Source organism: Bradyrhizobium sp. USDA 223 (genome assembly GCF_044909005.1).
Lineage (GTDB): Bacteria > Pseudomonadota > Alphaproteobacteria > Rhizobiales > Xanthobacteraceae > Bradyrhizobium > Bradyrhizobium yuanmingense.
On sequence record NZ_JBIYDR010000001.1, the window covers coordinates 6,411,795 to 6,432,998 of the forward strand.

Below are 21,204 nucleotides of genomic sequence, written 5' to 3' on the forward strand. Positions count from 1 at the left end.
ACTGATAAATCAGGATTAGGACTGCTGAATGGTTGATACCAAGACCCCTGGCGACAAGAAGCTGAGCGTTCCGAGCAAGACGCTATCGCTCAAGCCGCGCGTCGAAACGGGCACCGTGCGCCAGAGCTTCAGCCATGGCCGCAGCAAGCAGGTCGTGGTCGAGAAGCGCGGCAAGCGCCGCATTGGCGACGGACCCGAGCCGCACGCGCCCGAGGTGACGGCAAAGCCCGCGCCGGCCGCACCCGCCGCGCCGCCGCGTCCGGCTCCGCCCCCGCCGCGCAACGCCGGTTCCGGCGTGGTGCTTCGCACGCTGACCGAAGATGAGCGTTCGGCCCGTGCCAGCGCGCTGGCCGACGCCAAGCTGCGCGAAGTCGAGGAGCGCCGCCAGGCCGAGGAAGAGGCTCAGCGCCGCGCCGCCCGTGAGGCTGCCGAGCGCGCCGAGCGCGAAGCCGCCGAATCCCGCCGCAAGGCCGAGGAAGAGCGCCACCGTCACGAGGACGAAGCCAAGCGCAAGGCCGAGACCGAGGCCAAGAAGCGTTTCGGCGAGGGTGAGCAGCCGACATCCGCCGCGCGCTCCGCGACCGCAACACCCGCCGCTTCCGCACCGCGCCCCGGTGCGCCTGCGTCCCGGCCTGGAACCACTACCACAGCGCGCCCGGGAACCACGACGGCGCGTCCTGCAACCACGACCGCGCAGCGTCCGGGTGGACCGGCTGGCCGTGGCCCCGCCGTTGCGGCCGAAGCTGACGACGACGAGGCGCCGCGCCAGATCCGTCGCGGTCCCGGCGGCGCCGCGCGTCCCGTGGTAGCCCCCAAGCCCACCCACAAGCCCGGCCCGCAGAAGGAGCGCGGCCGCCTGACCGTCGTCACCGCGCTCAATGCCGATGAGGTGCGCGAGCGCTCGATCGCCTCGTTCCGCCGCCGCACCCAGCGCCTGAAGGGGCACGCCTCGAATGAGCCCAAGGAAAAGCTCATCCGCGAAGTGGTCATTCCGGAAGCGATCACCATCCAGGAACTCGCCAACCGCATGTCCGAGCGCGCGGTCGACGTCATCCGCATGTTGATGAAGCAGGGCGCGATGCACAAGATCACCGACGTGATCGACGCCGACACCGCGCAGCTGATTGCCGAAGAGCTCGGCCACACCGTCAAGCGCGTTGCCGCCTCCGACGTTGAAGAAGGTCTGTTCGACGCTACCGACGATTCGACCGACACCGAGACCCGTTCGCCCGTGGTGACCGTCATGGGCCACGTCGACCACGGCAAGACTTCGCTGCTCGACGCGCTCCGTCACGCCAACGTGGTCTCCGGCGAAGCCGGCGGCATCACCCAGCACATCGGCGCCTATCAGGTGACATCGCCTGAAACCGGCAAGAAGATCACCTTCATCGACACGCCCGGCCACGCCGCGTTCACCGCGATGCGCGCCCGCGGCGCCAAGGTGACTGACATCGTCGTGCTGGTGGTCGCGGCCGATGACGGCGTGATGCCGCAGACGGTCGAAGCCATCAATCACGCCAAGGCGGCCGGCGTGCCGATCATCGTTGCCATCAACAAGATCGACAAGCCCGATGCCAAGCCCGAGCGCGTGCGCACCGAGCTGCTCCAGCACGAGGTGCAGGTGGAATCTTTCGGCGGCGAAGTCGTCGACGTCGAGGTGTCCGCCAAGAACAAGACCAATCTCGACAAGCTGCTCGAGATGATCGCGCTGCAGGCCGAAATCCTCGACCTCAAGACCAATTCGGAGCGTCCGGCCGAAGGCACCGTGATCGAGGCCAAGCTCGATCGCGGCCGTGGTCCGGTCGCGACCGTGCTGGTGCAGCGCGGCACGCTTCGCGTCGGCGACATCATCGTCGCCGGTGCCGAAATGGGCCGCGTCCGCGCGCTGATCTCCGATCAGGGCGAGACCGTGCAGGAGGCCGGCCCCTCGGTGCCGGTCGAGGTGCTCGGCTTCAACGGCCCGCCCGAGGCTGGCGATCGTCTCGCGGTGGTCGAGAACGAAGCCCGCGCCCGCCAGGTCACCAGTTACCGCGCGCACCAGAAGCGCGAGAACGCGGCAGCCTCGATCTCCGGCATGCGCGGCTCGCTCGAGCAGATGATGTCGCAATTGAAGACGGCGGGCCGCAAGGAATTCCCGCTGATCGTCAAGGCCGACGTGCAGGGTTCGCTGGAAGCCATCCTCGGCTCGCTGGAGAAGCTCGGCACCGACGAGGTCGCCGCCCGCATCCTGCATGCCGGCGTTGGCGGCATCTCGGAATCCGACGTGACGCTGGCCGAAGGCTTCAACGCCGCGATCATCGGCTTCTCGGTTCGCGCCAACAAGGAGGCCGCTGCGGCCGCCAAGCGCAATGGCATCGAGATCCGCTACTACAACATCATCTACGACCTCGTGGACGACGTGAAGAAGGCGATGAGCGGTCTGCTCGCGCCGACCTTGCGCGAAACCATGCTGGGCAATGCCGAGATCCTGGAGATCTTCAACATCTCCAAGGTCGGCAAGGTCGCCGGCTGCCGCGTCACCGACGGCACCGTGGAACGCGGCGCCAATGTGCGCCTGATCCGCGACAACGTCGTCGTGCACGAAGGCAAGCTGTCGACGCTGAAGCGCTTCAAGGACGAAGTGAAGGAAGTCCAGTCCGGCCAGGAATGCGGCATGGCCTTCGAGAACTACCACGACATGCGTGCCGGTGACGTGATCGAGTGTTATCGCGTGGAGACGATCCAGCGCTCCCTGTAAGTCCAAATCTTACCGAAGCGTTCGGATCTTTTTGAACTGAGATTGCGGGAGTGCGATGGCCGGATTTTTCCGGCCATCCACCCCTCTTCGTTTCAACAGGACAAATGACAATGCCCGTGTCCCAGATGCGGGCATGACGAGGTGATATTCGAATAATGCCACGGCATCATCAGAAGAAGAGTTCCGCGCCCGGCGGCTCGCAGCGTCAGTTGCGCGTCGGCGAGCAGGTTCGCCACGCGATGGCCGATATTCTGGCGCAAGGCAATGTGCATGATGCCGACCTCGAAGGTCACATCATCACCGTGCCGGAGGTACGGATGTCGCCCGACCTGAAGCTCGCGACGGTCTACGTGATGCCGCTCGGTGGCCGCGACACCGAGATCGTCATCGCTGCGCTCGAGCGCAACAAGAAGTTCTTGCGCGGCGAGGTCGCGCGGCGCGTTAACCTGAAATTTGCACCTGACATTCGCTTCCGCGTCGACGAACGATTCGACGAAGCGGAACGGATCGAGAAGCTTTTGCGAACGCCTGCGGTGCAGAAGGATTTGGAACAGGATCCGGATTCGGATCGGGAAGAAGAGCAATGACCATGGACCCCGCTCACGGCACGATCGGCGGCAACGACACCGATCAGCGCGACGCGCAGACCAACGATTTCGCGGAGATGGGCGGCAATTCGCAGCCGCATCAGGAGCCGCGCCGCGTCAACAACGATCCGCGGGCCAAGCAGCAGAAGGGCAACCAGGTCCGCCGCGACCGCCGCGACGTCCATGGCTGGGTCGTGCTCGACAAGCCGATCGGCATGACCTCGACGCAGGCGGTCGCCGTGCTCAAGCGCCTGTTCAACGCCAAGCGCGCCGGACACGCCGGCACGCTCGATCCGCTCGCCTCGGGCGGCTTGCCGATCGCACTCGGGGAAGCCACCAAGACCGTCCCCTTCGTGATGGACGGCCGCAAGCGCTACCGCTTCACGGTCTGCTGGGGCGAGGAGCGCGACACCGACGACATCGAGGGCCGGGTGACCGCGACCTCGGACCAGCGCCCGAGCCGGGAGGCGATCCTGGCGCTGCTGCCCCGCTTCACCGGGGTGATCGAGCAGATCCCGCCGCGCTATTCGGCGATCAAGGTCCAGGGCGAGCGCGCCTATGATCTCGCCCGCGACGGCGAAGTCGTGGAACTGGCCCCCCGCCCGGTCGAGATTCACCATTTAACCCTTGTCGATCAACCAGATAACGACCGGGCCGTGTTCGAGGCCGAATGCGGCAAGGGCACCTATGTCCGGGCGCTCGCCCGCGATATGGGCCGGATTCTCGGCACTTACGGCCATATTTGCGCGCTGCGGCGGACCCTGGTCGGCCCATTTGGCGAAAACGACATGATTCCGCTGGATCAGTTGGAGGCTTTGTGCGATAGAGCCGCGTCCGGCGAGGGCAGCCTCGCCGACGCGCTTTTGCCCGTTGAGACCGCGCTGGACGACATCCCGGCACTGGCCGTCACTCGGGCTGATGCGGCAAGGCTCCATCGGGGCCAGGCCGTTTTGTTGCGCGGACGGGATGCGCCCACTTGTAGCGGCACAGTCTATGTCACGGTGGCAGGCCGTCTTTTGGCGCTTGCCGAAGTTGGCAATGGCGAAATCATCCCCAAGCGTGTGTTCAACCTGACCGGCCTGACTGCCAGCCCCGGTCGCAACGAGAGAAATTGACGATGTCGATTGCCGCAGAACGCAAAGCGGAAGTCATCAAGACGAATGCCACCAAGGCCGGCGACACCGGCTCGCCCGAGGTTCAGGTCGCGATCCTGTCGGAACGCATCAACAACCTCACCAACCATTTCAAGACCCACGTGAAGGACAACCATTCGCGTCGCGGCCTCTTGAAGCTGGTCTCGACCCGCCGCTCGCTCCTCGACTATCTCAAGAAGAAGGACGAGGCGCGGTACAAGGCGCTGCTCGAGAAGCACAATATTCGTCGTTAAGAGTTCTTTGCGCGCGCCACCGGCGCGCGTTTTCGCGCGTGGTTTCGAACGAAAGCGCTTGTTTTAAGCTTTTTGATCGAGGTTGCGCGCACGTCGGATGCAGGTCGTTGGCGGCCGGCATCCGAGCATGAACGGCGAAGACCGCGGTTCGGTGTTCGCATTCGTGCCGACTGACAGTCCAGCAGCAATCCGGCGGCTGGGCACAACGGGCAAGGCGCCCGTATGACCCGAAAGGATGGACGCCATCCGACATCCAAAAACCATGGCAGGATCGCAGGACGCTGATCATCCGCTCCGATCAGCGTCCCGCAATCTTGCGCATGGTTTTTGTTTTTCGAGAGCCGTCCCTTCTTTCGAGAACCCATGAAAGAAGACCTCTATGTTCAATAAGCATTCAGTCGAAATCGACTGGGGCGGACGCCCACTCAAGCTCGAAACCGGCAAGATCGCCCGCCAGGCCGACGGCGCCGTCGTCGCCACCTATGGCGAGACCGTGGTGCTCGCCACCGTCGTCGCGGCGAAGGCGCCGCGCGAAGGCGTCGACTTCCTGCCGCTGACGGTCGATTACCAGGAAAAGGCCTACGCTGCGGGCCGCATTCCCGGCGGCTATTTCAAGCGCGAGGGCCGTCCGACCGAGAAGGAGACGCTGGTCTCCCGCCTGATCGACCGACCGATACGCCCGCTATTCGTCGACGGTTGGCGCAACGAGACCCAGGTGATCGTCACCGTGCTGTCGCACGACATGGAGAACGATCCCGACGTCGTGGCGATGGTCGCGGCCTCCGCGGCGCTGACGCTGTCCGGCGTGCCGTTCAAGGGCCCGATCGGCGCGGCCCGCGTCGGCTTCGCCAATGACGAGTTCATTCTCAACCCGACGCTCGACGAGATGGTCGACACCCAGCTCGACCTCGTCGTCGCCGGCACTGCCGACGCCGTGCTGATGGTGGAATCGGAAGCCAAGGAACTGAACGAAGACATCATGCTCGGCGCGGTGATGTTCGGTCACCGCCACTTCCAGCCGGTCATCAACGCGATCATCGAGCTCGCCGAGAAGGCCGCCAAGGAGCCGCGCGAAGTCACCGTCATCGACAACGCCGCGCTCGAGAAGGAGATGCTCGGCCTGGTCGAGCAGGAGCTGCGCGCCGCCTACGCGATTCCGATCAAGCAGGAGCGTTATGCCGCCGTCGGTGTCGCCAAGGAAAAGGTGATGGCCCACTACTTCCCGGAGGGCCAGGAGCCGAAATACGACAAGCTCCGTGTCGCCGGCGTGTTCAAGGAGCTCGAGGCCAAGATCGTTCGCTGGAACATCCTCGACACTGGCAAGCGCATCGACGGCCGCGACAGCAAGACGGTGCGCAACATCGTCGCCGAAGTCGGCGTGCTGCCCCGCGCCCACGGCTCGGCGTTGTTCACCCGCGGCGAGACCCAGGCGATGGTCGTGACCACGCTCGGCACCGGCGAGGACGAGCAGTACATCGACGCGCTGTCCGGAACCTACAAGGAAACGTTCCTGCTGCACTACAACTTCCCGCCCTATTCGGTCGGCGAGACCGGCCGCCTCGGCGGCACCAAGCGCCGCGAGATCGGCCACGGCAAGCTGGCCTGGCGCGCGATTCGTCCGGTGCTGCCGCCGCACCATGAATTCCCCTACACCACGCGCGTGGTGTCGGAGATCACCGAGTCCAACGGCTCGTCCTCGATGGCTTCGGTCTGCGGCGCCTCGCTGGCGCTGATGGATGCGGGCGTGCCGCTGAAGCGGCCGACCGCGGGCATCGCGATGGGCCTGATCCTCGAAGACAAGCGCTTTGCGGTTCTCTCGGACATCCTCGGCGACGAGGACCATCTCGGCGACATGGACTTCAAGGTCGCCGGCACGGAAGCGGGCATCACCTCGCTCCAGATGGACATCAAGATCGAGGGCATCACCGAAGAGATCATGAAGGTCGCGCTGGCTCAGGCCAAGGACGGCCGGATCCATATCCTCGGCGAGATGGCAAAGGCCCTCACAGCGGCCCGCGCCGAGCTCGGCGAATACGCGCCGCGCATCGAGACCTTCAAGATCGCCACCGACAAGATCCGCGAAGTGATCGGTACCGGCGGCAAGGTGATCCGCGAGATCGTCGAGAAGACCGGCGCCAAGGTCAACATCGAGGATGACGGCACCGTGAAGGTCGCCTCCAGCGACGGCGAGGCGATGAAGGCGGCGATCAAGTGGATCAAGTCGATCGCGTCCGATCCGGAAGTCGGCCAGATCTATGACGGCACTGTCGTCAAGGTGATGGAGTTCGGCGCCTTCGTGAACTTCTTCGGTTCCAAGGATGGTCTCGTCCACATCAGCCAGCTCGCGGCCAACCGCGTGCAGAAGACCTCCGACGTCGTCAAGGAAGGCGACAAGGTCAAGGTCAAGCTGCTCGGCTTCGACGACCGCGGCAAGACCCGCCTGTCGATGAAGGTGGTCGACCAGACCACGGGCGAAGACCTCGAAGGCAAGGACAAGGGCGGCGAGGGCGAGAAGGCCCCGCGCGAAGCCGCCGGCGAGTAAGGCCTCGCGACAGTCCGGAAACGCGAAGGGCGGCCGAGAGGCCGCCCTTTTTCTTTGCCGTGCCGCCTGCATCATCGCAGGCCATGCGCGCTTCCGCCGCAGCGTCGGAGTGACCGCGTTCGAAACCCGGAATGGCTGGTGTTGCGTAACTATCGTACCGCCGTACGCTTCATCAGCGGATCGTCCCAAGACAGGAGAACCAAATGACGTCCATATCCCGGCGCCGCCTCATGTTCACTGCAACCGGCCTCGTCGCGGCTGCCGCTGCCCCGCGCATGGCGTTTGCGCAAGCCGCCGCGGCGTCCGCAGGGCCGTTCAAGCTCGATCCTTTGGCCTATCCGGCGAATGCGCTGGAACCGCATATCGATGCCAAGACGATGGAGATTCATCACGGCCGCCATCACCAGGCGTTCATTACCAACCTGAACAATTTCGCGAAGGACAATCCCCAGATCGCTGGAAAGCCGGTCGGCGAGGTGCTCGGCAATCTCGGCGCCGTACCCGACGCGATCCGCACCGGCGTCCGCAACAACATGGGAGGCCACGCCAACCACACGATGTTCTGGCAGATCATGGGACCGAACGGCGGCAAGCCGGAAGGCGCCCTGCTCGCCGCGATCGACAGCGATCTCGGTGGCATGGAGAAATTGCAAACCGACTTCAACGCTGCCGGCGGACGGGTCTTCGGCTCGGGCTGGGTGTTCGTGACTGTCAGCAAGGATGGCAAGCTCGCCATCGAAACGCGACCCAACCAGGACAATCCGATGATGGACGGCAAGCGGGCGCTGCTCGGCAATGACGTCTGGGAGCACGCCTACTATCTGAACTACCAGAACCGGCGCGCCGACTATCTCAAGGCATGGTGGAACACGGTGAACTGGAAGGCGGTGGGCGAGCGCTACGCTGCCGCGAAGGCCGGCACACTCGACGTGTGAGCACAATCGGAAACCATAAAAAGGGCGGCCTCTCGGCCGCCCTTTCTCGTGACTACTGCGCTCTCTCTCGCAAGCGGGAGAGGTGTCATCCTCACGCCGCGAGGTCGTAGCGGTCGAGGTTCATCACCTTGGTCCAGGCCTTGGCGAAATCCTTGACGAACTTCTCCTTGGAGTCCGAGGTGGCATAGACCTCGGCGAAGGCGCGAAGCTGGGAGTGTGCGCCGAAGATGAGATCGACGCGGGTGCCGGTCCACTTCACCGCATTGGTCTTGCGATCGCGTGCCTCATAGGTGCCATCGGCAGCGGCCGTCCACTGCGCGCTCATGTCGAGCAGGTTGACGAAGAAGTCGTTGCTCAGCGTTCCCACCTTGGTGGTGAGCACGCCGTGCTTCGAACCGTTCGCGTTGGCGCCGAGCACACGCAGGCCGCCGACCAGAACCGTCATCTCGGGACCTGTGAGTCTGAGCAGCTGCGCGCGATCGACCAGAGCTTCCTCCTGCTGCATGAACTGATGCCGCTTGCCGATGTAGTTGCGGAAGCCATCGGCGCGCGGCTCCAGCGGTGCGAACGAGGCCGCGTCCGTCTGCTCCTGCGAGGCGTCCATGCGGCCCGGCGTGAAGCCGACCTTGACCTCGACGCCGGCGTCCTTGGCGGCCTTCTCGACCGCGGCGGTGCCGCCGAGCACGATCAGGTCGGCGAGCGAGACCTTCTTCGCGCCGGATGACGCGTTGAAGTCCTTCTGGATCGCTTCGAGCTTGCCGAGCACCTTGGCGAGCTGAGCCGGCTCGTTGACCTCCCAATCCTTCTGCGGGGCAAGCCGGATGCGCGCGCCGTTGGCGCCGCCGCGCTTGTCCGAGCCGCGGAACGTCGAGGCCGAGGCCCAGGCCGTTGAGACCAGTTCCGGCACCGTCAGGCCCGAAGCCAGGATCTTGGTCTTCAGCGAGGCGATGTCCTGCTCGCCGACCACCTCGTGGTTCACGGCCGGAATCGGATCCTGCCAGATCAGCGTCTCCTTCGGCACCAGCGGGCCGAGATAGCGCTGGATCGGACCCATGTCGCGATGGGTGAGCTTGAACCAAGCGCGGGCGAAGGCGTCCGCGAACTGATCCGGGTTCTCCAGGAAGCGACGCGAGATCTTCTCGTAGGCGGGATCGAAGCGCAGCGAGAGGTCCGTCGTCAGCATGGTCGGCCGATGCTTCTTCGACTTGTCGAAAGCATCGGGGATGATCGCCTCCGCGTTCTTGGCCACCCACTGGTTGGCGCCGCCCGGGCTCTTGGTCAGCTCCCATTCGAAGTTGAACAGGTTCTCGAAGAAGTTGTTGCTCCACTTCGTCGGCGTCTTCGTCCACGTGACCTCGAGACCGCTGGTGATCGCATCACCCGAGTGGCCCGTGGCGTGCTTGCTCTTCCAGCCGAGGCCCTGATCTTCCAGCGCGCCGGCTTCCGGCTCCGGACCGACCAGCGAGGGATCGCCGGCGCCATGGGTCTTGCCGAAGCTGTGGCCGCCGGCGATCAGCGCGACGGTCTCTTCGTCATTCATCGCCATGCGGGCGAAGGTCTCGCGAATGTCCTTGGCTGCGGCGACCGGGTCCGGCTTGCCGTTCGGACCTTCCGGATTGACGTAGATGAGGCCCATCTGCACGGCGCCGAGCGGCTCGGCGAGCTGGCGTTCGCCGCTGTAGCGCTCATCGCCGAGCCAGGTGCCTTCGGGACCCCAATAGAGTTCTTCCGGCTCCCAGACGTCGACGCGGCCGCCCGCAAAGCCGAACGTCTTGAAGCCCATCGATTCCAGCGCGACGTTGCCGGCGAGCACCATCAGATCGGCCCAGGAAATCTTGCGGCCGTATTTCTGCTTGATCGGCCACAGCAGACGGCGTGCCTTGTCGAGGTTGGCGTTGTCGGGCCAGCTGTTGAGCGGGGCGAAACGCTGCTGACCGGCGCCGGCGCCACCGCGGCCGTCGGTGGTGCGGTAGGTGCCCGCGCTGTGCCAGGCCATGCGGATCATGAGACCGCCATAGTGGCCGAAGTCGGCGGGCCACCATTCCTGCGAGTCCGTCATCAGGGCGGTCAGGTCCTTGATGACCGCATTCAGGTCGAGTGACTTGAACTCCTTGGCATAATCGAAGTCCTTGTCCATCGGATCGGACTTGTCCGAATTCTTGTGCAGCACCTCGATGTTGAGCTGCGTCGGCCACCAATCGCGGTTTGTGCGCGTGGGTTTTCCGCCCGAAAACGGGCACTTCGAAGTGTCGTCCATGAATACCTCCTCTGGCGGCGTCGAACTCGCGCCCTTGACCAGGTAGAACCACTCTAAGCGCAGCGTCCTATCAGGGGAAGTTGACTTTAGTGATCGCTGCGATAGGATTTTCTGATGATAAATCTGACGCTGCGCCAGCTCCGGTATTTCGACGCGCTGGCCCGTCACGGCCATTTCGGCCGCGCGGCCGAGTCCTGCTCGATCTCGCAGCCGGCCCTGTCAATGCAGATCAAGGAGCTGGAGGAGGCGCTGGGCGGCCTGCTGCTGGAGCGCAGCGCCCGCCAGGTCGCGCTGACCCGGTTCGGCGAGGAGCTGGCGCAACGGGTCCGCGACATCCTGCGCTCGGTCGACGAGCTCGGCGATTTTGCGCGCGCTTCGCAAGACCGCTTCGCCGGCCGCCTGCGCATCGGCATGATCCCGACCATCGCACCCTACCTGCTGCCCAAGATCACCAAGAATCTCACGCGCATGCATCCGGAGCTCGACATCCGCGTGCGCGAGACCATGACGCCGCGGCTGATCCAGGAACTGGTGGAAGGACGGCTCGACACCGCCATCGTGGCGCTGCCGGTGTCGGAGCCCTCGCTCACCGAGGTCGCGCTGTTCGAGGAGAAATTTCTGCTGGTGCGGCCGGGCGCCGATGAAGGCACACCGGTGCCGTCACGCGAGATGATGCGCGAGATGCGGCTTCTGCTGCTCGAGGAGGGGCACTGTTTCCGCGACCAGGCGCTGTCGTTCTGCAACATGCAGGCCGCGCCGCCGCGCGAGATGCTGGATGCGAACTCGCTGTCGACGCTGGTGCAGATGGTCAGCGCCGGCATCGGCGTCACCCTGATCCCGGAGATGGCGGTGCCGGTGGAGACGCGGTCCGCCTCGGTCTCGCTGGCGCGCTTCCGCGACCCCGAGCCGTCGCGCACCATCGGCATGGTCTGGCGCAAGACCAGCCCGTTGGCGCGGCAGCTGCTGCAGATTTCCGAGGTGGTGTGCCTGTCGGCCGGCAAGGTGCGCGCGCGGCAATCCCTGCGCAGCCAGAAGGCTTGATCGGCGGATGTCGCATCCGGTCATCCGCCCCGCCCGCGCGGATGAGTACGACGAGATCGGGCGCGTCTGGATGGAGAGCTGGGTCTCGACCGGGCTCGCCGAAGCCAGCGACTTCCTGCTGGCGAACCTGCGGGCGCGCATACGGCGCGAGATCGAGAACGGCTGGAGCCTGTTCGTCGCCGACGATCGCGGCACGATCGCCGCGATGCTGGCGCTGCATCTGCCAAAGCTCTATCTCGACATGCTGTTCGTCGCGCCCGCCTATCAGGGGCAATCCCTCGGGCGGAAGCTGCTCGCCTTCACGCGCACGCAAATGCCCGACGAGATGTATCTGCGCTGCGTCCGCGAGAACGAAAAGGCCTGGCGCTGGTACGAACGCGAAGGCTTTGTGCTCGAGAAGGAAGAGATCGAGCCGTCGAACGGGTTCGTGATGAAGTGTTACCGGTGGAACCGGCCACGGCCAGGCGGCGGGTAGGACGAGCGGGTCTTCACCTTGCGGTTGCAATCGGCCCGCACTAGTAGATGTCTCTCGTCGACGAGAATATACCGGAAGCCGCAACCCGCATCAGCCGTCCCATGTTTCGCATCTGCTTGACTACGATCTTTCTGTTCGGGCTCATCGCAGGCGCGGCGGCCCAATCCGCTCCATCACCGGCTCGGCCAGCCAAGAGCGCCACGCCGAAAGCCCCCTCGAGCTCCAAACAGCCTGCCGCTGCGGATGCAGGACCGTGCGGGATTGGCCTTATTTCCGTCGTCGGCAACCGGTTCGGTGTTCAGCAGGTTGGCTTCACCATGTTTGGCAACGAGTACGCGCCCGTCGCGATCGATGGTTGGAGACTTGATGACATCGTCATGTCGCGGGTTCGCGCGGCCGCGTCCGGCAAATCCGTCAAGCGCCTCGCTTATTCGCCGAGCGCCTGGGCGCAGGCCGGTGGATCCGGATCGCCGATGCTGAGACGAAACCAGGAGCGACAGGAATTCGTTCAGCAGAGCGCGGCAGGCACCAAATGTCAGCTCTATGTCCTGGTCGAGAGATTCCAGAACGGCTTCAGCAACACGAACCAATCTGTCGAGGGATTTGGCATCGTGAAGTGGGGCAATCCCATCAAGCGACGCACGTTCCTGTTCGCGCTGACCTATATCACCGTGTACGACGGACAGTCGTTCGAGGTCGTCAAGAAAGGCGCGGCGTCAACGGATGCCGAACCCATGATGTCACGCTTGATCGGGATCAACCCGATCAGCGGCCCCAACAAGGAATTGGATGAGACGGCCTTTCCGGCGTCTGCCAACGAGGTGGCGGGCAACCACGCGCTGCGCGATGGTGTCCGCACGCTGCTGACGACGAGTCTCGACAAGACGCTACCTCAGCTGCTCCAGCAATGAAGGTTCCCCGCCATGATCAAGCTCTATTGGTCGCCCCGCTCGCGCTCGTTCACGACGCTCTGGCTGATGGAGGAGAGCGGCCTGCCCTATGAGCGCGTGCTGACCGACATCTCGACCGGCGCGCAGAAGGCGCCGGACTATCTGAAGATCAGCCCGATGGGCAAGGTGCCGGCGCTGACCGACGGCGATGCCGCGCTCGCCGAAGCCGCGGCGATCTGCGCCTACATCGCAGACCGCTATCCCGAGACCAAGCTCGCACCCGCCGTGACCGACCCGCGCCGCGCGCGCTACTTGCAATGGCTGTTCTTCTCTCCGGGCTGCATCGAGCCGGCCATCACCCAGATCTTCACCAAGATCGAGATCCCGACCTCGACGGCGGCCTGGGGCAGCGCCACGCAGGTGTTCGACGTGCTGGAAGCCGCGCTCGAAAAGGGTCCGTGGATTCTCGGCGAGGAATTTTCCGCCGCCGACGTCGTGATCGGCGCCGGCCTGAATTTCGCGATACGCCTGTTCAAGATGGTGCCGTCGCGCCCCGCGTTCGATGCTTACCTCGCGCGCTGCACGGCGCGGCCGGCGTTCCAGCGCGCGGAGAAGATCGCGGCGGGATAGACAAGCTCAGGATTTGTAGGGTGGGCAAAGCGAAGCGTGCCCACCACCTTGCGTCGCGATCCTTGAGAGCTCGTGGGCACGGCGCGAAGGGCGCGCCTTTGCCCACCCTACAAGAGCTACGAAAGCATCCTATTCCGACTTCAAATCATCCGGCCGCGGCATCAGGATGACGTTGTAGCCCGAATCCACATAATGGATCTCGCCGGTCACGCCGCCGGACAGATCCGACAGCAGATACAGCGCCGAGCCGCCGAGCTCGTCGAGCGTGACGCCGCGGCGGAGCGGCGCGTGCTTCTGCATGAAGGCGAACATTGCGCGCGCCTCACCGATACCGGAGCCGGCGAGGGTGCGGATGGGGCCGGCGGAGATCGCATTGACGCGGATGCCGCGCGGTCCGAAATCAGCGGCGAGATAGCGCACGGAAGCCTCCAGCGCCGCCTTGGCCACGCCCATCACGTTGTAGTTCGGCATCGCGCGCTCCGAGGCGCCGAAGGTCAGCGTGATCATGCTGCCGCCTTCCGTCATCAGCTCGGCGGCGCGCTTTGCGACCTCCGTGAACGAGAAACAGGAGATCACCATGGTGCGCGAAAAATTCTCGCGGCTGGTGTCGGCGTAGCGGCCCTTCAGCTCGTTCTTGTCGGCAAAGCCGATCGCATGGATCACGAAGTCGAGCCCGCCCCACTTTTCGCGGAGCACCGCGAAGGTGGCATCGACGCTGGCGATGTCCTCGACGTCGCAAGGCAGCACCAGATCGACGCCGAGCTGCTCTGCCAGCGGCTTGACGCGCTTGCCGAGCGCCTCGCCCTGGAAGGTGAAGGCAAGCTCGGCGCCGTGGGCATGCAGCGTCCTCGCCATGCCCCAGGCGATGGAATGATCATTGGCAATGCCCATGATCAAACCGCGCTTGCCTTTCATCAGACCTTCCATTGCCTCGCGGCTCCTTATCATTCCGACGTCATCGCCCGCGCAGGCGGGCGATCCAGTATTCCGAGACAGTCGTGGTAGTCGTGAGGGCACGGCGTACTGGATGCCCCGCCTTCGCGGGGCACGACAGCGTCGCTGAAATCACGCATCCAGCCGGCTGAACACCAGGGTCGCGTTGGTGCCGCCGAAGCCGAACGAGTTCGACAGCACCGTGCCGATCTTGGCGTTGTCGATGCGCTTGCGCACGATCGGCATGTCGGCGAACACGGGATCGAGCTCCTGGATGTGCGCGCTCTCGCAGATGAAACCGTTGTTCATCATCAGCAGCGAATAGATCGCTTCCTGCACGCCGGTGGCGCCGAGGGAGTGGCCGGTCAGTGCCTTGGTCGCCGAGATCGGCGGGCACTTCTCGCCGACGCCGAACACTTTTCGGATCGCCTCGATCTCCGGCGGGTCGCCGGCCGGCGTCGAGGTCGCGTGCGGGTTGATGTAGTCGACCTTGGTTTTCACCGTCGACATCGCCATGCGCATGCAGCGCTCGGCGCCTTCTCCCGACGGCGCCACCATGTCGTGGCCATCAGAGGTCGCGCCATAGCCGACGACCTCGCCATAGATGCGCGCGCCGCGCGCCTTGGCATGCTCGAGCTCTTCCAGCACCAGCACGCCGGCGCCGCCGGCGATGACGAAACCGTCGCGATTGAGATCGTAGGGACGCGAGGCCGTCGCCGGCGTGTCGTTGTACTTCGAGGACATCGCGCCCATGGCGTCGAACAGCACCGACAGCGACCAGTCCAGCTCCTCGCAGCCGCCGGCGAAGATGACGTCCTGCTTGCCGATCTGGATGGTCTCATAGGCATTGCCGACGCAATGGTTCGAGGTCGCGCAGGCCGAGGAGATCGAATAGTTCACGCCCTTGATCTTGAACCAGGTCGCGAGCGTCGCGGACGCCGTGGAGGACATCGCCTTCGGCACCGCAAACGGGCCGACGCGCTTCGGTCCCTTGGAGCGGGTGATGTCGGCGGCTTCGACGATGGTGCGCGCCGACGGACCGCCGGAGCCCATGATGATGCCGGTCCGGATGTTGGAGACTTCGTCGGGCGTCAGGCCGGAATCCTGGATCGCCTGCTCCATGGCGATGTGATTCCACGCCGCGCCCTGGCCGAGGAAGCGCATCGCGCGGCGGTCGACGACCGTCGAGGGATCGAGCGACGGCTCGCCTTGAACCTGCGAACGGAAGCCGAGCTCGGCATATTTCTCAGCCCGCGAAATGCCCGACTTCGCCTCGTGAAGGCTCGCAAGCACTTCCTGGGTGTTGTTTCCGATGGACGAGACGATGCCCATTCCGGTGACCACAACCCGCCTCATGACAGCCTCGCCTCAATCGTTGTCTTCGTGGTGATGCGCTCAGCCCAGGCTCGTGCCCTGCTTGAACAGGCCGACCTTCAGATCCTTGGCGCGATAGATAATCTGGTCATCGACCGAAAGCCACCCGTCGGCGATACCGAGCACGAGCTTTGCCCGCATCACCCGCTTGATGTCGACGTTGTACACAACCTTGCGGGCCTCGGTCAGCACCTGGCCGCTGAATTTCAGCTCGTTCAAACCGAGCGCGCGACCGCGGCCTTCGCCCCCGCTCCAGCCGAGGTAGAAGCCGACCATCTGCCACAGCGCATCGAGTCCGAGGCAGCCGGGCATGACCGGATCGTTCTTGAAATGGCAGCCGAAGAACCAGAGGTCGGGTTTCACGTCGAGCTCGGCGCGCACCAGACCCTTGCCGAACTCACCGCCATTGTCGTTGATGTCAGTGATGCGGTCGAACATCAGCATCGGCGGCAGCGGCAGCTGGGCGTTGCCTGGGCCGAACATCTCGCCGCGGGCACAGGCCAGCAGATCTTCGTAGTCGTAACCGTTGCGCCTGTTCAGCATTCACGAGCCTCTGTTCAAATCCCGATTGAGCGGCGTTCCTGGCGAAAATGGGCCCGTCTGATCGGACCGCCAATCGCCACCGCCGGCCGCGACTTGCGCAAGCTTCGCATGGATTGCCGACCGGGCCTCCATGCCCGGCTGCGCCAAAATCGGCTAAGCGGAACCGCGCGCTCTCTAACACACGCCATTTCGGGTGGCAAAGCGCAGAGATGAAGGTAAAATGACGCGCTCCCCAACCGGTTCCGAGCCTGATTAGAACGTCTCTAGTTGCGAGAAACTTGCATCTGCATCTTTCTCTTCTTATGTTACAGGGAGATATTGTTCACGCGTGCCCGAAATCTTGGAAATGAACGAGAATACCGCGTCCCAACACGACGACGACCATGCCGCGGCCCTCCTGTCCGGCCGCCAGCCGGCCCTGACCGGGTGTCCCTGGCACGACGTCAACGAAATGCTGCAGTCCGCGGGGTTGCGGCCGACGCGCCAGCGCATGGCGCTGGGCTGGCTGCTGTTCGGCAAGGGCGCACGCCACCTCACGGCTGAAATGCTCTACGAGGAAGCCACACTCGCCAAGGTCCCGGTGTCGCTGGCGACCGTCTACAACACGCTGAACCAGCTCACCGATGCCGGCCTGCTGCGCCAGGTCAGCGTCGACGGCACCAAGACCTATTTCGACACCAACGTCACCACCCACCACCACTATTATCTCGAGAACAGCCACGAGCTGGTCGACATCGAGGATCCGCATCTGGCGCTGTCCAAGATGCCGGAGGTGCCCGAGGGCTACGAGATCTCCCGCATCGACATGGTCGTGCGCCTGCGCAAGAAGCGCTGAGATCGATTCAAACTGCCGAGTTTGCCGTCATGGCCGGGCTTGTCCCGGCCATCCACGTTTTTGGACTGGGCGTGAAGGACGTGGATGCCCGGGACAAGCCCGGGCATGACGTTGGAGCGGCGAGCGCGCCCTCCGCCTATTGTCCTCAATTCACCTGCTCGTCGGCGTAGACGCCCCAGAGGCGCTCCTGCTGAATCCAGCCGTCGAAGCCGTTGCCGATGACGCGGCACCAGCCTGCGGCGCATTTCTTGACCTGGGTGACGACGCCGGCCTGGAGCTTGGCCGCAACCGCGCTGTCGGGATCGGGCCGGTCATAGATCGGAGCGAGATCGTCCTTGTGCTTCATGGTGACGACCGCGGTGCGGCGGCCCGACAGCAGCGAGTGATAGACCCAGCCCTCGGCGCCTTCGGAATCGCGCACCCGGCGCCAGTTCTCGAACTCGGCGGTAATTTCGACCGGCAGGCCGGCGCGGGTGTAGACCCAGGCGACGTCGTTGTCCTTGGTCGGGCCGGCGCGGACGTTCACGTGATCCGATTTGAGGCTGACATAGCGCGGCACCGGCAAGCCGCTGCTGGCCTGCGGGGTATTGTCCTTCGAATGCGAGGGGTCGACCGAGGCGCTCAACCACATGCAAACGAGCGCCATCACCGAACAAAAACGCCCCAACGCCATCAACCCGTCTCCTTCAAGGACCCGGCAGACCGGACCTTCACCCCAACTTCAAACCCTGCCGCACCCGCTCCCTCTCCCGCCCCACGCGGGTTCCAAGCCTTGAGCCGTGGTTCTTGTCTTGGCCCGGCCTTCTGCTAGAGAGAACGGGCACTTGAGCAACCAATTGGCCCCGATTTTCCGGCCGGAAATGTCGGGTGAGCTTGGAGGAAACGCCGGGGACGGACACGGCAAGGGCAGTGTCGAACAACCGGGTTAATGAGGCCTCAACGACCGGCCTTTGGCGACAGAGGCGGCCTGCGATGCCTCATGAGAGCAGGACATGTCGGTGAAGAAAAAGCCCCTCGTCGTGGTGACGCGCAAGCTGCCGGATTCGATCGAGACGCGGATGCGCGAGCTGTTCGACGCGCGGATCAATCTCGACGACACGCCGATGTCGCCCGAGCAGATCGCGGAAGCCGCCCGCACCGCCGACGTCCTGGTTCCGACCGTGACCGATCACATCAGCGCCGAGGTCGTGAACCAGCCCGACTGCAAGCTCCGCCTGATCGCCAATTTCGGCAATGGCGTCGACAATATCGACGTCGCAGCCGCCCATGCCCGCGGCATCACCGTCACCAACACGCCGAAGGTCCTGACCGAAGACACTGCCGACATGACCATGGCGCTGATCCTGGCGGTGCCCAGGCGCATGATCGAAGGCGCCTCGATCTTGACCGAAGGCAAGCCCTGGGCCGGCTGGTCGCCGACCTGGATGCTCGGCCACCGCATCGGGGGCAAACGCCTCGGCATCATCGGCATGGGCCGCATCGGCCAGGCGGTGGCGCGCCGCGCCCGCGCCTTCGGCCTGCAGATCCACTATCACAACCGCCGTCCCGTCGCCCCAATGATCGCCGAGGAGTTAGGCGCGACCTATTGGGAAAGCCTCGACCAGATGCTGGCGCGGATGGACATCATCTCGGTGAATTGTCCGCACACACCGGCGACCTATCACCTGCTCTCGGCGCGGCGGCTGAAGCTGATCCGCAAGGACGCCTACATCGTCAACACTGCGCGCGGCGAGGTCACCGACGAGGACACGCTGATCAAGCTGATCGAAGGCGGCGAGATCGGCGGCGCCGGCCTCGACGTCTACGAGCACGAGCCCGCGGTCAACCCGAAGCTGGTGCGGCTCGCCAGGGCCGGCAAGGTGACGCTGCTGCCGCATATGGGCTCGGCCACGATCGAAGGCCGCGTCGAGATGGGCGAGAAGGTGATCATCAACATCCGCACCTTCCTCGACGCCCACAAACCGCCGGACCGCGTGCTGCCGAGCATGCTTTGAGGTTTACTTCCCGCGCCCTTCGCGCTTGCGCCAATCCGCAACGAAATCGATGAACGCGCGCAGCGCCGGCGGCGTCTGGCGCCGGCTCGGATAATACAGGAACGGGCCCGGAAACGGCTCACACCATTCTTCCATCAGGCTGATCAGATCGCCGGACTTCACGGCATCGCCGACATAGCCGTCGAGCGTGGCCCAGATGCCGACGCCGTCGAGCGCAGCGCGCATCGCAAGATTCATATTGGTCGAGATCAGCTTCGCCGGCGGATCGACCTTCACCACCTGCCCGGCTCTCTCGAATTCCAGATCGTGCATGACGCCGCTCGAATAGCGCGCGCGGATGCAATCATGGTCGAGCAGGTCCTTCGGATGAAGCGGCCTGCCGCGCCGCGCGATGTAACCGGGCGAAGCGACCACGACATAGCGCTGCGGGCCGCTCAGCGGGATCGCCACCATGTCCTGCGCGAGATGCTCGCCATAGCGCACGCCGGCGTCATAGCCCCTGCTCACGATATCGACGAAGCCGCTTTCGCTGACGATGTCGAGATCGACCTGCGGATGAGCGCTCAGGAACGGCCCGGCCAGCGGCGCCAGCACCAGATCGACCGCGGGCGGAGGCGCATTGATGCGCAGGCGGCCGGAGGCGACCCCGCGCAGGCCCCGCACCTGCTCCAGGGCATCGCCGACATCGCGGAGCGCCGGCGCGACGCGCGACAGCAGCAGCTCGCCCGCCTCGGTCAGCGCGACGCTGCGGGTGGTGCGGTTCATCAGGCGCACGCCGAGGCGTTCCTCCAGGTCCCGCAGCCGCTGGCTAAGGCTCGATACGGACACGCGAATTTCGACCGCGGCCCGCCGGAAATTGCGGGTGCGGGCAACCGCCACGAAGACATCGAGATCGCGCAGATCGGGCTCGGCCATTGTTCACTAATCTGAACAAGGCGTTCTGGATTGTCCAGCTTATCGGCGCAATCGCTCCGGCTCATATCTGGCCTCGTGACGCGGCCCAGCCGCCTTCTCGAGGAGAAAAATCATGGAACAGCGCACACTCGGTTCAACCGGCCCGACCGTCTCCACATTCGGCCTCGGCTGCATGGGCATGTCGGAGGTCTACGGCGCCGCCGATCGCGGCGAGGCCATCGCCACGGTGCACGCGGCGCTCGATGGCGGCATCACCCTGCTCGACACCGGCGATTTCTACGCCATGGGGCAAAACGAGACGTTGTTGCGGGAAGCCCTGAAGGAGGTGCCGCGCGAAAAGGTGCAGCTCAGCGTCAAGTACGGCGCGCTGCGCGGGCCGGCCGGCGAATTCGCGGGAATGGACACGAGGCCGGCGGCGACAAAGAACTTCCTCGCCTATTCGCTGCAGCGCCTCGGCACCGACTATGTCGACATCTACCGTCCCGCGCGTCTCGATCCCAATGTGCCGATCGAGGAGACCATCGGCGGTCTCGCCGATCTCGTGAAGGCCGGCTATGTCAGGCATATCGGCCTGTCCGAGGTCGGCTCCGACACCATCCGCCGCGCGCATGCGGTGCATCCGATCGCCGATCTCCAGATCGAATATTCGCTGATCGAGCGCGGCATCGAACGCGGTATCCTGAAGACCTGCCGCGAGCTCGGCATTGGCATCACCGCTTACGGCGTGCTCGCGCGCGGCCTGATCAGCGGCCACTGGTCGAAGGACTCAGGCAAGGCCGGCCGTGACTACCGGCTGATGACGCCGCGCTTCCAGGGTGCGAACCTCGACACCAATCTCGCGCTGGTGGAGCAGCTGCGCGCAATCGCAAACGAGATCGGCGCAACGCCGGCACAGGTTGCGATCGCCTGGGTCGCGGCACAGGACAACGCGATCGTGCCGCTGGTTGGCGCCCGCACCCGCAACCGCCTCAGCGAAGCGCTTGGCGCAACGAAGGTGACGCTGACGCCGGCGCATCTCGAGGCGCTGGCCAAGGCGTTTCCGCCCAATATCGCGGCCGGCACGCGCTACCCGGCCGAGCATATGGCGCATCTCGACAGCGAGAAGCCGGCGGCGGCGTGACCGTAGCAA

The 21,204-nt window shown here is 64.9% G+C and carries 19 protein-coding genes; 13 read left to right on the plus strand and 6 right to left on the minus strand.

Annotated features, from left to right (window positions below; translation table 11 throughout):
- Positions 1-28 precede the first annotated feature (28 nt).
- The 6 genes from infB to ABIA40_RS29920 all read left to right on the plus strand — a co-directional run bounded on the left by infB (position 29) and on the right by ABIA40_RS29920 (position 8,188).
- Complete coding sequence (gene infB, locus ABIA40_RS29895; protein WP_157285962.1) at positions 29-2,737, plus strand: translation initiation factor IF-2; 2,709 nt, start codon at positions 29-31, stop codon at positions 2,735-2,737.
- 155 nt (positions 2,738-2,892) lie between these two features.
- The gene (rbfA, locus tag ABIA40_RS29900; RefSeq protein ID WP_271510559.1) at positions 2,893-3,324 is read left to right on the plus strand and encodes a 30S ribosome-binding factor RbfA; all 432 of its coding nucleotides are present in this window, start codon (positions 2,893-2,895) and stop codon (positions 3,322-3,324) included.
- Positions 3,321-4,439: a tRNA pseudouridine(55) synthase TruB gene (truB, locus tag ABIA40_RS29905; RefSeq protein WP_036009001.1), complete on the plus strand. Its 1,119-nt coding sequence runs from the start codon at positions 3,321-3,323 to the stop codon at positions 4,437-4,439. The genes rbfA and truB overlap by 4 nt, the downstream gene beginning before the upstream one ends.
- A gap of 2 nt (positions 4,440-4,441) precedes the next feature.
- Positions 4,442-4,711 carry a 30S ribosomal protein S15 gene (rpsO, locus tag ABIA40_RS29910; RefSeq protein ID WP_008540131.1) on the plus strand — a complete coding sequence of 90 codons (270 nt, stop codon included), beginning with the start codon at positions 4,442-4,444 and terminating at the stop codon, positions 4,709-4,711.
- A gap of 379 nt (positions 4,712-5,090) precedes the next feature.
- On the plus strand, positions 5,091-7,253 hold the full coding sequence (gene pnp / locus ABIA40_RS29915) for a polyribonucleotide nucleotidyltransferase (RefSeq protein WP_036024490.1): 2,163 nt from the start codon (positions 5,091-5,093) through the stop codon (positions 7,251-7,253).
- Between the two features lie 203 nt (positions 7,254-7,456).
- Positions 7,457-8,188, plus strand: a complete 732-nt coding sequence (locus ABIA40_RS29920) for a superoxide dismutase (RefSeq protein ID WP_271543491.1) — start codon at positions 7,457-7,459, stop codon at positions 8,186-8,188.
- A gap of 91 nt (positions 8,189-8,279) precedes the next feature.
- On the opposite strand, the gene katG is transcribed toward ABIA40_RS29920, so the two are convergent.
- Positions 8,280-10,445 (minus strand): catalase/peroxidase HPI, encoded by a 2,166-nt coding sequence (gene katG / locus ABIA40_RS29925; RefSeq protein ID WP_404544812.1) that lies wholly within the window; start codon positions 10,443-10,445, stop codon positions 8,280-8,282.
- Positions 10,446-10,559: 114 nt separating this feature from the next.
- Between katG and ABIA40_RS29930 the strand changes: the two genes are divergently transcribed.
- From ABIA40_RS29930 to ABIA40_RS29945, 4 genes are read left to right on the plus strand one after another with little or no spacing between them, the layout of a single operon-like run.
- A complete protein-coding gene (locus ABIA40_RS29930; protein WP_271543488.1) occupies positions 10,560-11,486 on the plus strand; it encodes a hydrogen peroxide-inducible genes activator in 927 nt (308 codons plus the stop codon).
- A 7-nt stretch (positions 11,487-11,493) separates the two neighbouring features.
- Positions 11,494-11,961 carry a GNAT family N-acetyltransferase gene (locus ABIA40_RS29935; RefSeq protein ID WP_271543486.1) on the plus strand — a complete coding sequence of 156 codons (468 nt, stop codon included), beginning with the start codon at positions 11,494-11,496 and terminating at the stop codon, positions 11,959-11,961.
- Between the two features lie 47 nt (positions 11,962-12,008).
- The gene (locus ABIA40_RS29940; RefSeq protein WP_404544814.1) at positions 12,009-12,872 is read left to right on the plus strand and encodes a hypothetical protein; all 864 of its coding nucleotides are present in this window, start codon (positions 12,009-12,011) and stop codon (positions 12,870-12,872) included.
- A 12-nt stretch (positions 12,873-12,884) separates the two neighbouring features.
- Positions 12,885-13,481 carry a glutathione S-transferase family protein gene (locus tag ABIA40_RS29945; RefSeq protein ID WP_404544816.1) on the plus strand — a complete coding sequence of 199 codons (597 nt, stop codon included), beginning with the start codon at positions 12,885-12,887 and terminating at the stop codon, positions 13,479-13,481.
- A gap of 129 nt (positions 13,482-13,610) precedes the next feature.
- On the opposite strand, the gene fabI is transcribed toward ABIA40_RS29945, so the two are convergent.
- The 3 genes from fabI to fabA all read right to left on the minus strand — a co-directional run bounded on the left by fabI (position 13,611) and on the right by fabA (position 16,331).
- Positions 13,611-14,408: an enoyl-ACP reductase FabI gene (fabI, locus tag ABIA40_RS29950; RefSeq protein ID WP_271543481.1), complete on the minus strand. Its 798-nt coding sequence runs from the start codon at positions 14,406-14,408 to the stop codon at positions 13,611-13,613.
- A 138-nt stretch (positions 14,409-14,546) separates the two neighbouring features.
- Entirely contained in the window at positions 14,547-15,770 is a 1,224-nt protein-coding gene (fabB, locus tag ABIA40_RS29955; RefSeq protein ID WP_128265148.1) for a beta-ketoacyl-ACP synthase I, read from the minus strand.
- 39 nt (positions 15,771-15,809) lie between these two features.
- The gene (fabA, locus tag ABIA40_RS29960; RefSeq protein WP_157285969.1) at positions 15,810-16,331 is read right to left on the minus strand and encodes a bifunctional 3-hydroxydecanoyl-ACP dehydratase/trans-2-decenoyl-ACP isomerase; all 522 of its coding nucleotides are present in this window, start codon (positions 16,329-16,331) and stop codon (positions 15,810-15,812) included.
- Positions 16,332-16,677: 346 nt separating this feature from the next.
- Here fabA and irrA point away from each other — a divergent pair, with 346 nt between their 5' ends.
- Positions 16,678-17,166, plus strand: a complete 489-nt coding sequence (irrA, locus tag ABIA40_RS29965; protein ID WP_036009037.1) for an iron response transcriptional regulator IrrA — start codon at positions 16,678-16,680, stop codon at positions 17,164-17,166.
- A gap of 145 nt (positions 17,167-17,311) precedes the next feature.
- Here irrA and ABIA40_RS29970 read toward each other — a convergent pair whose 3' ends face one another.
- The gene (locus ABIA40_RS29970; protein ID WP_157285970.1) at positions 17,312-17,839 is read right to left on the minus strand and encodes an SH3 domain-containing protein; all 528 of its coding nucleotides are present in this window, start codon (positions 17,837-17,839) and stop codon (positions 17,312-17,314) included.
- 319 nt (positions 17,840-18,158) lie between these two features.
- Here ABIA40_RS29970 and ABIA40_RS29975 point away from each other — a divergent pair, with 319 nt between their 5' ends.
- Entirely contained in the window at positions 18,159-19,160 is a 1,002-nt protein-coding gene (locus ABIA40_RS29975) for a 2-hydroxyacid dehydrogenase (protein WP_404544819.1), read from the plus strand.
- Between the two features lie 3 nt (positions 19,161-19,163).
- Here ABIA40_RS29975 and ABIA40_RS29980 read toward each other — a convergent pair whose 3' ends face one another.
- Positions 19,164-20,075 (minus strand): LysR family transcriptional regulator, encoded by a 912-nt coding sequence (locus ABIA40_RS29980; protein ID WP_404544821.1) that lies wholly within the window; start codon positions 20,073-20,075, stop codon positions 19,164-19,166.
- Positions 20,076-20,187: 112 nt separating this feature from the next.
- On the opposite strand from ABIA40_RS29980, the gene ABIA40_RS29985 reads away from it, so the two are divergent.
- Positions 20,188-21,195, plus strand: coding sequence for an aldo/keto reductase (locus tag ABIA40_RS29985; protein WP_404544823.1), 1,008 nt, complete (start codon positions 20,188-20,190; stop codon positions 21,193-21,195).
- Positions 21,196-21,204: the final 9 nt, after the last annotated feature.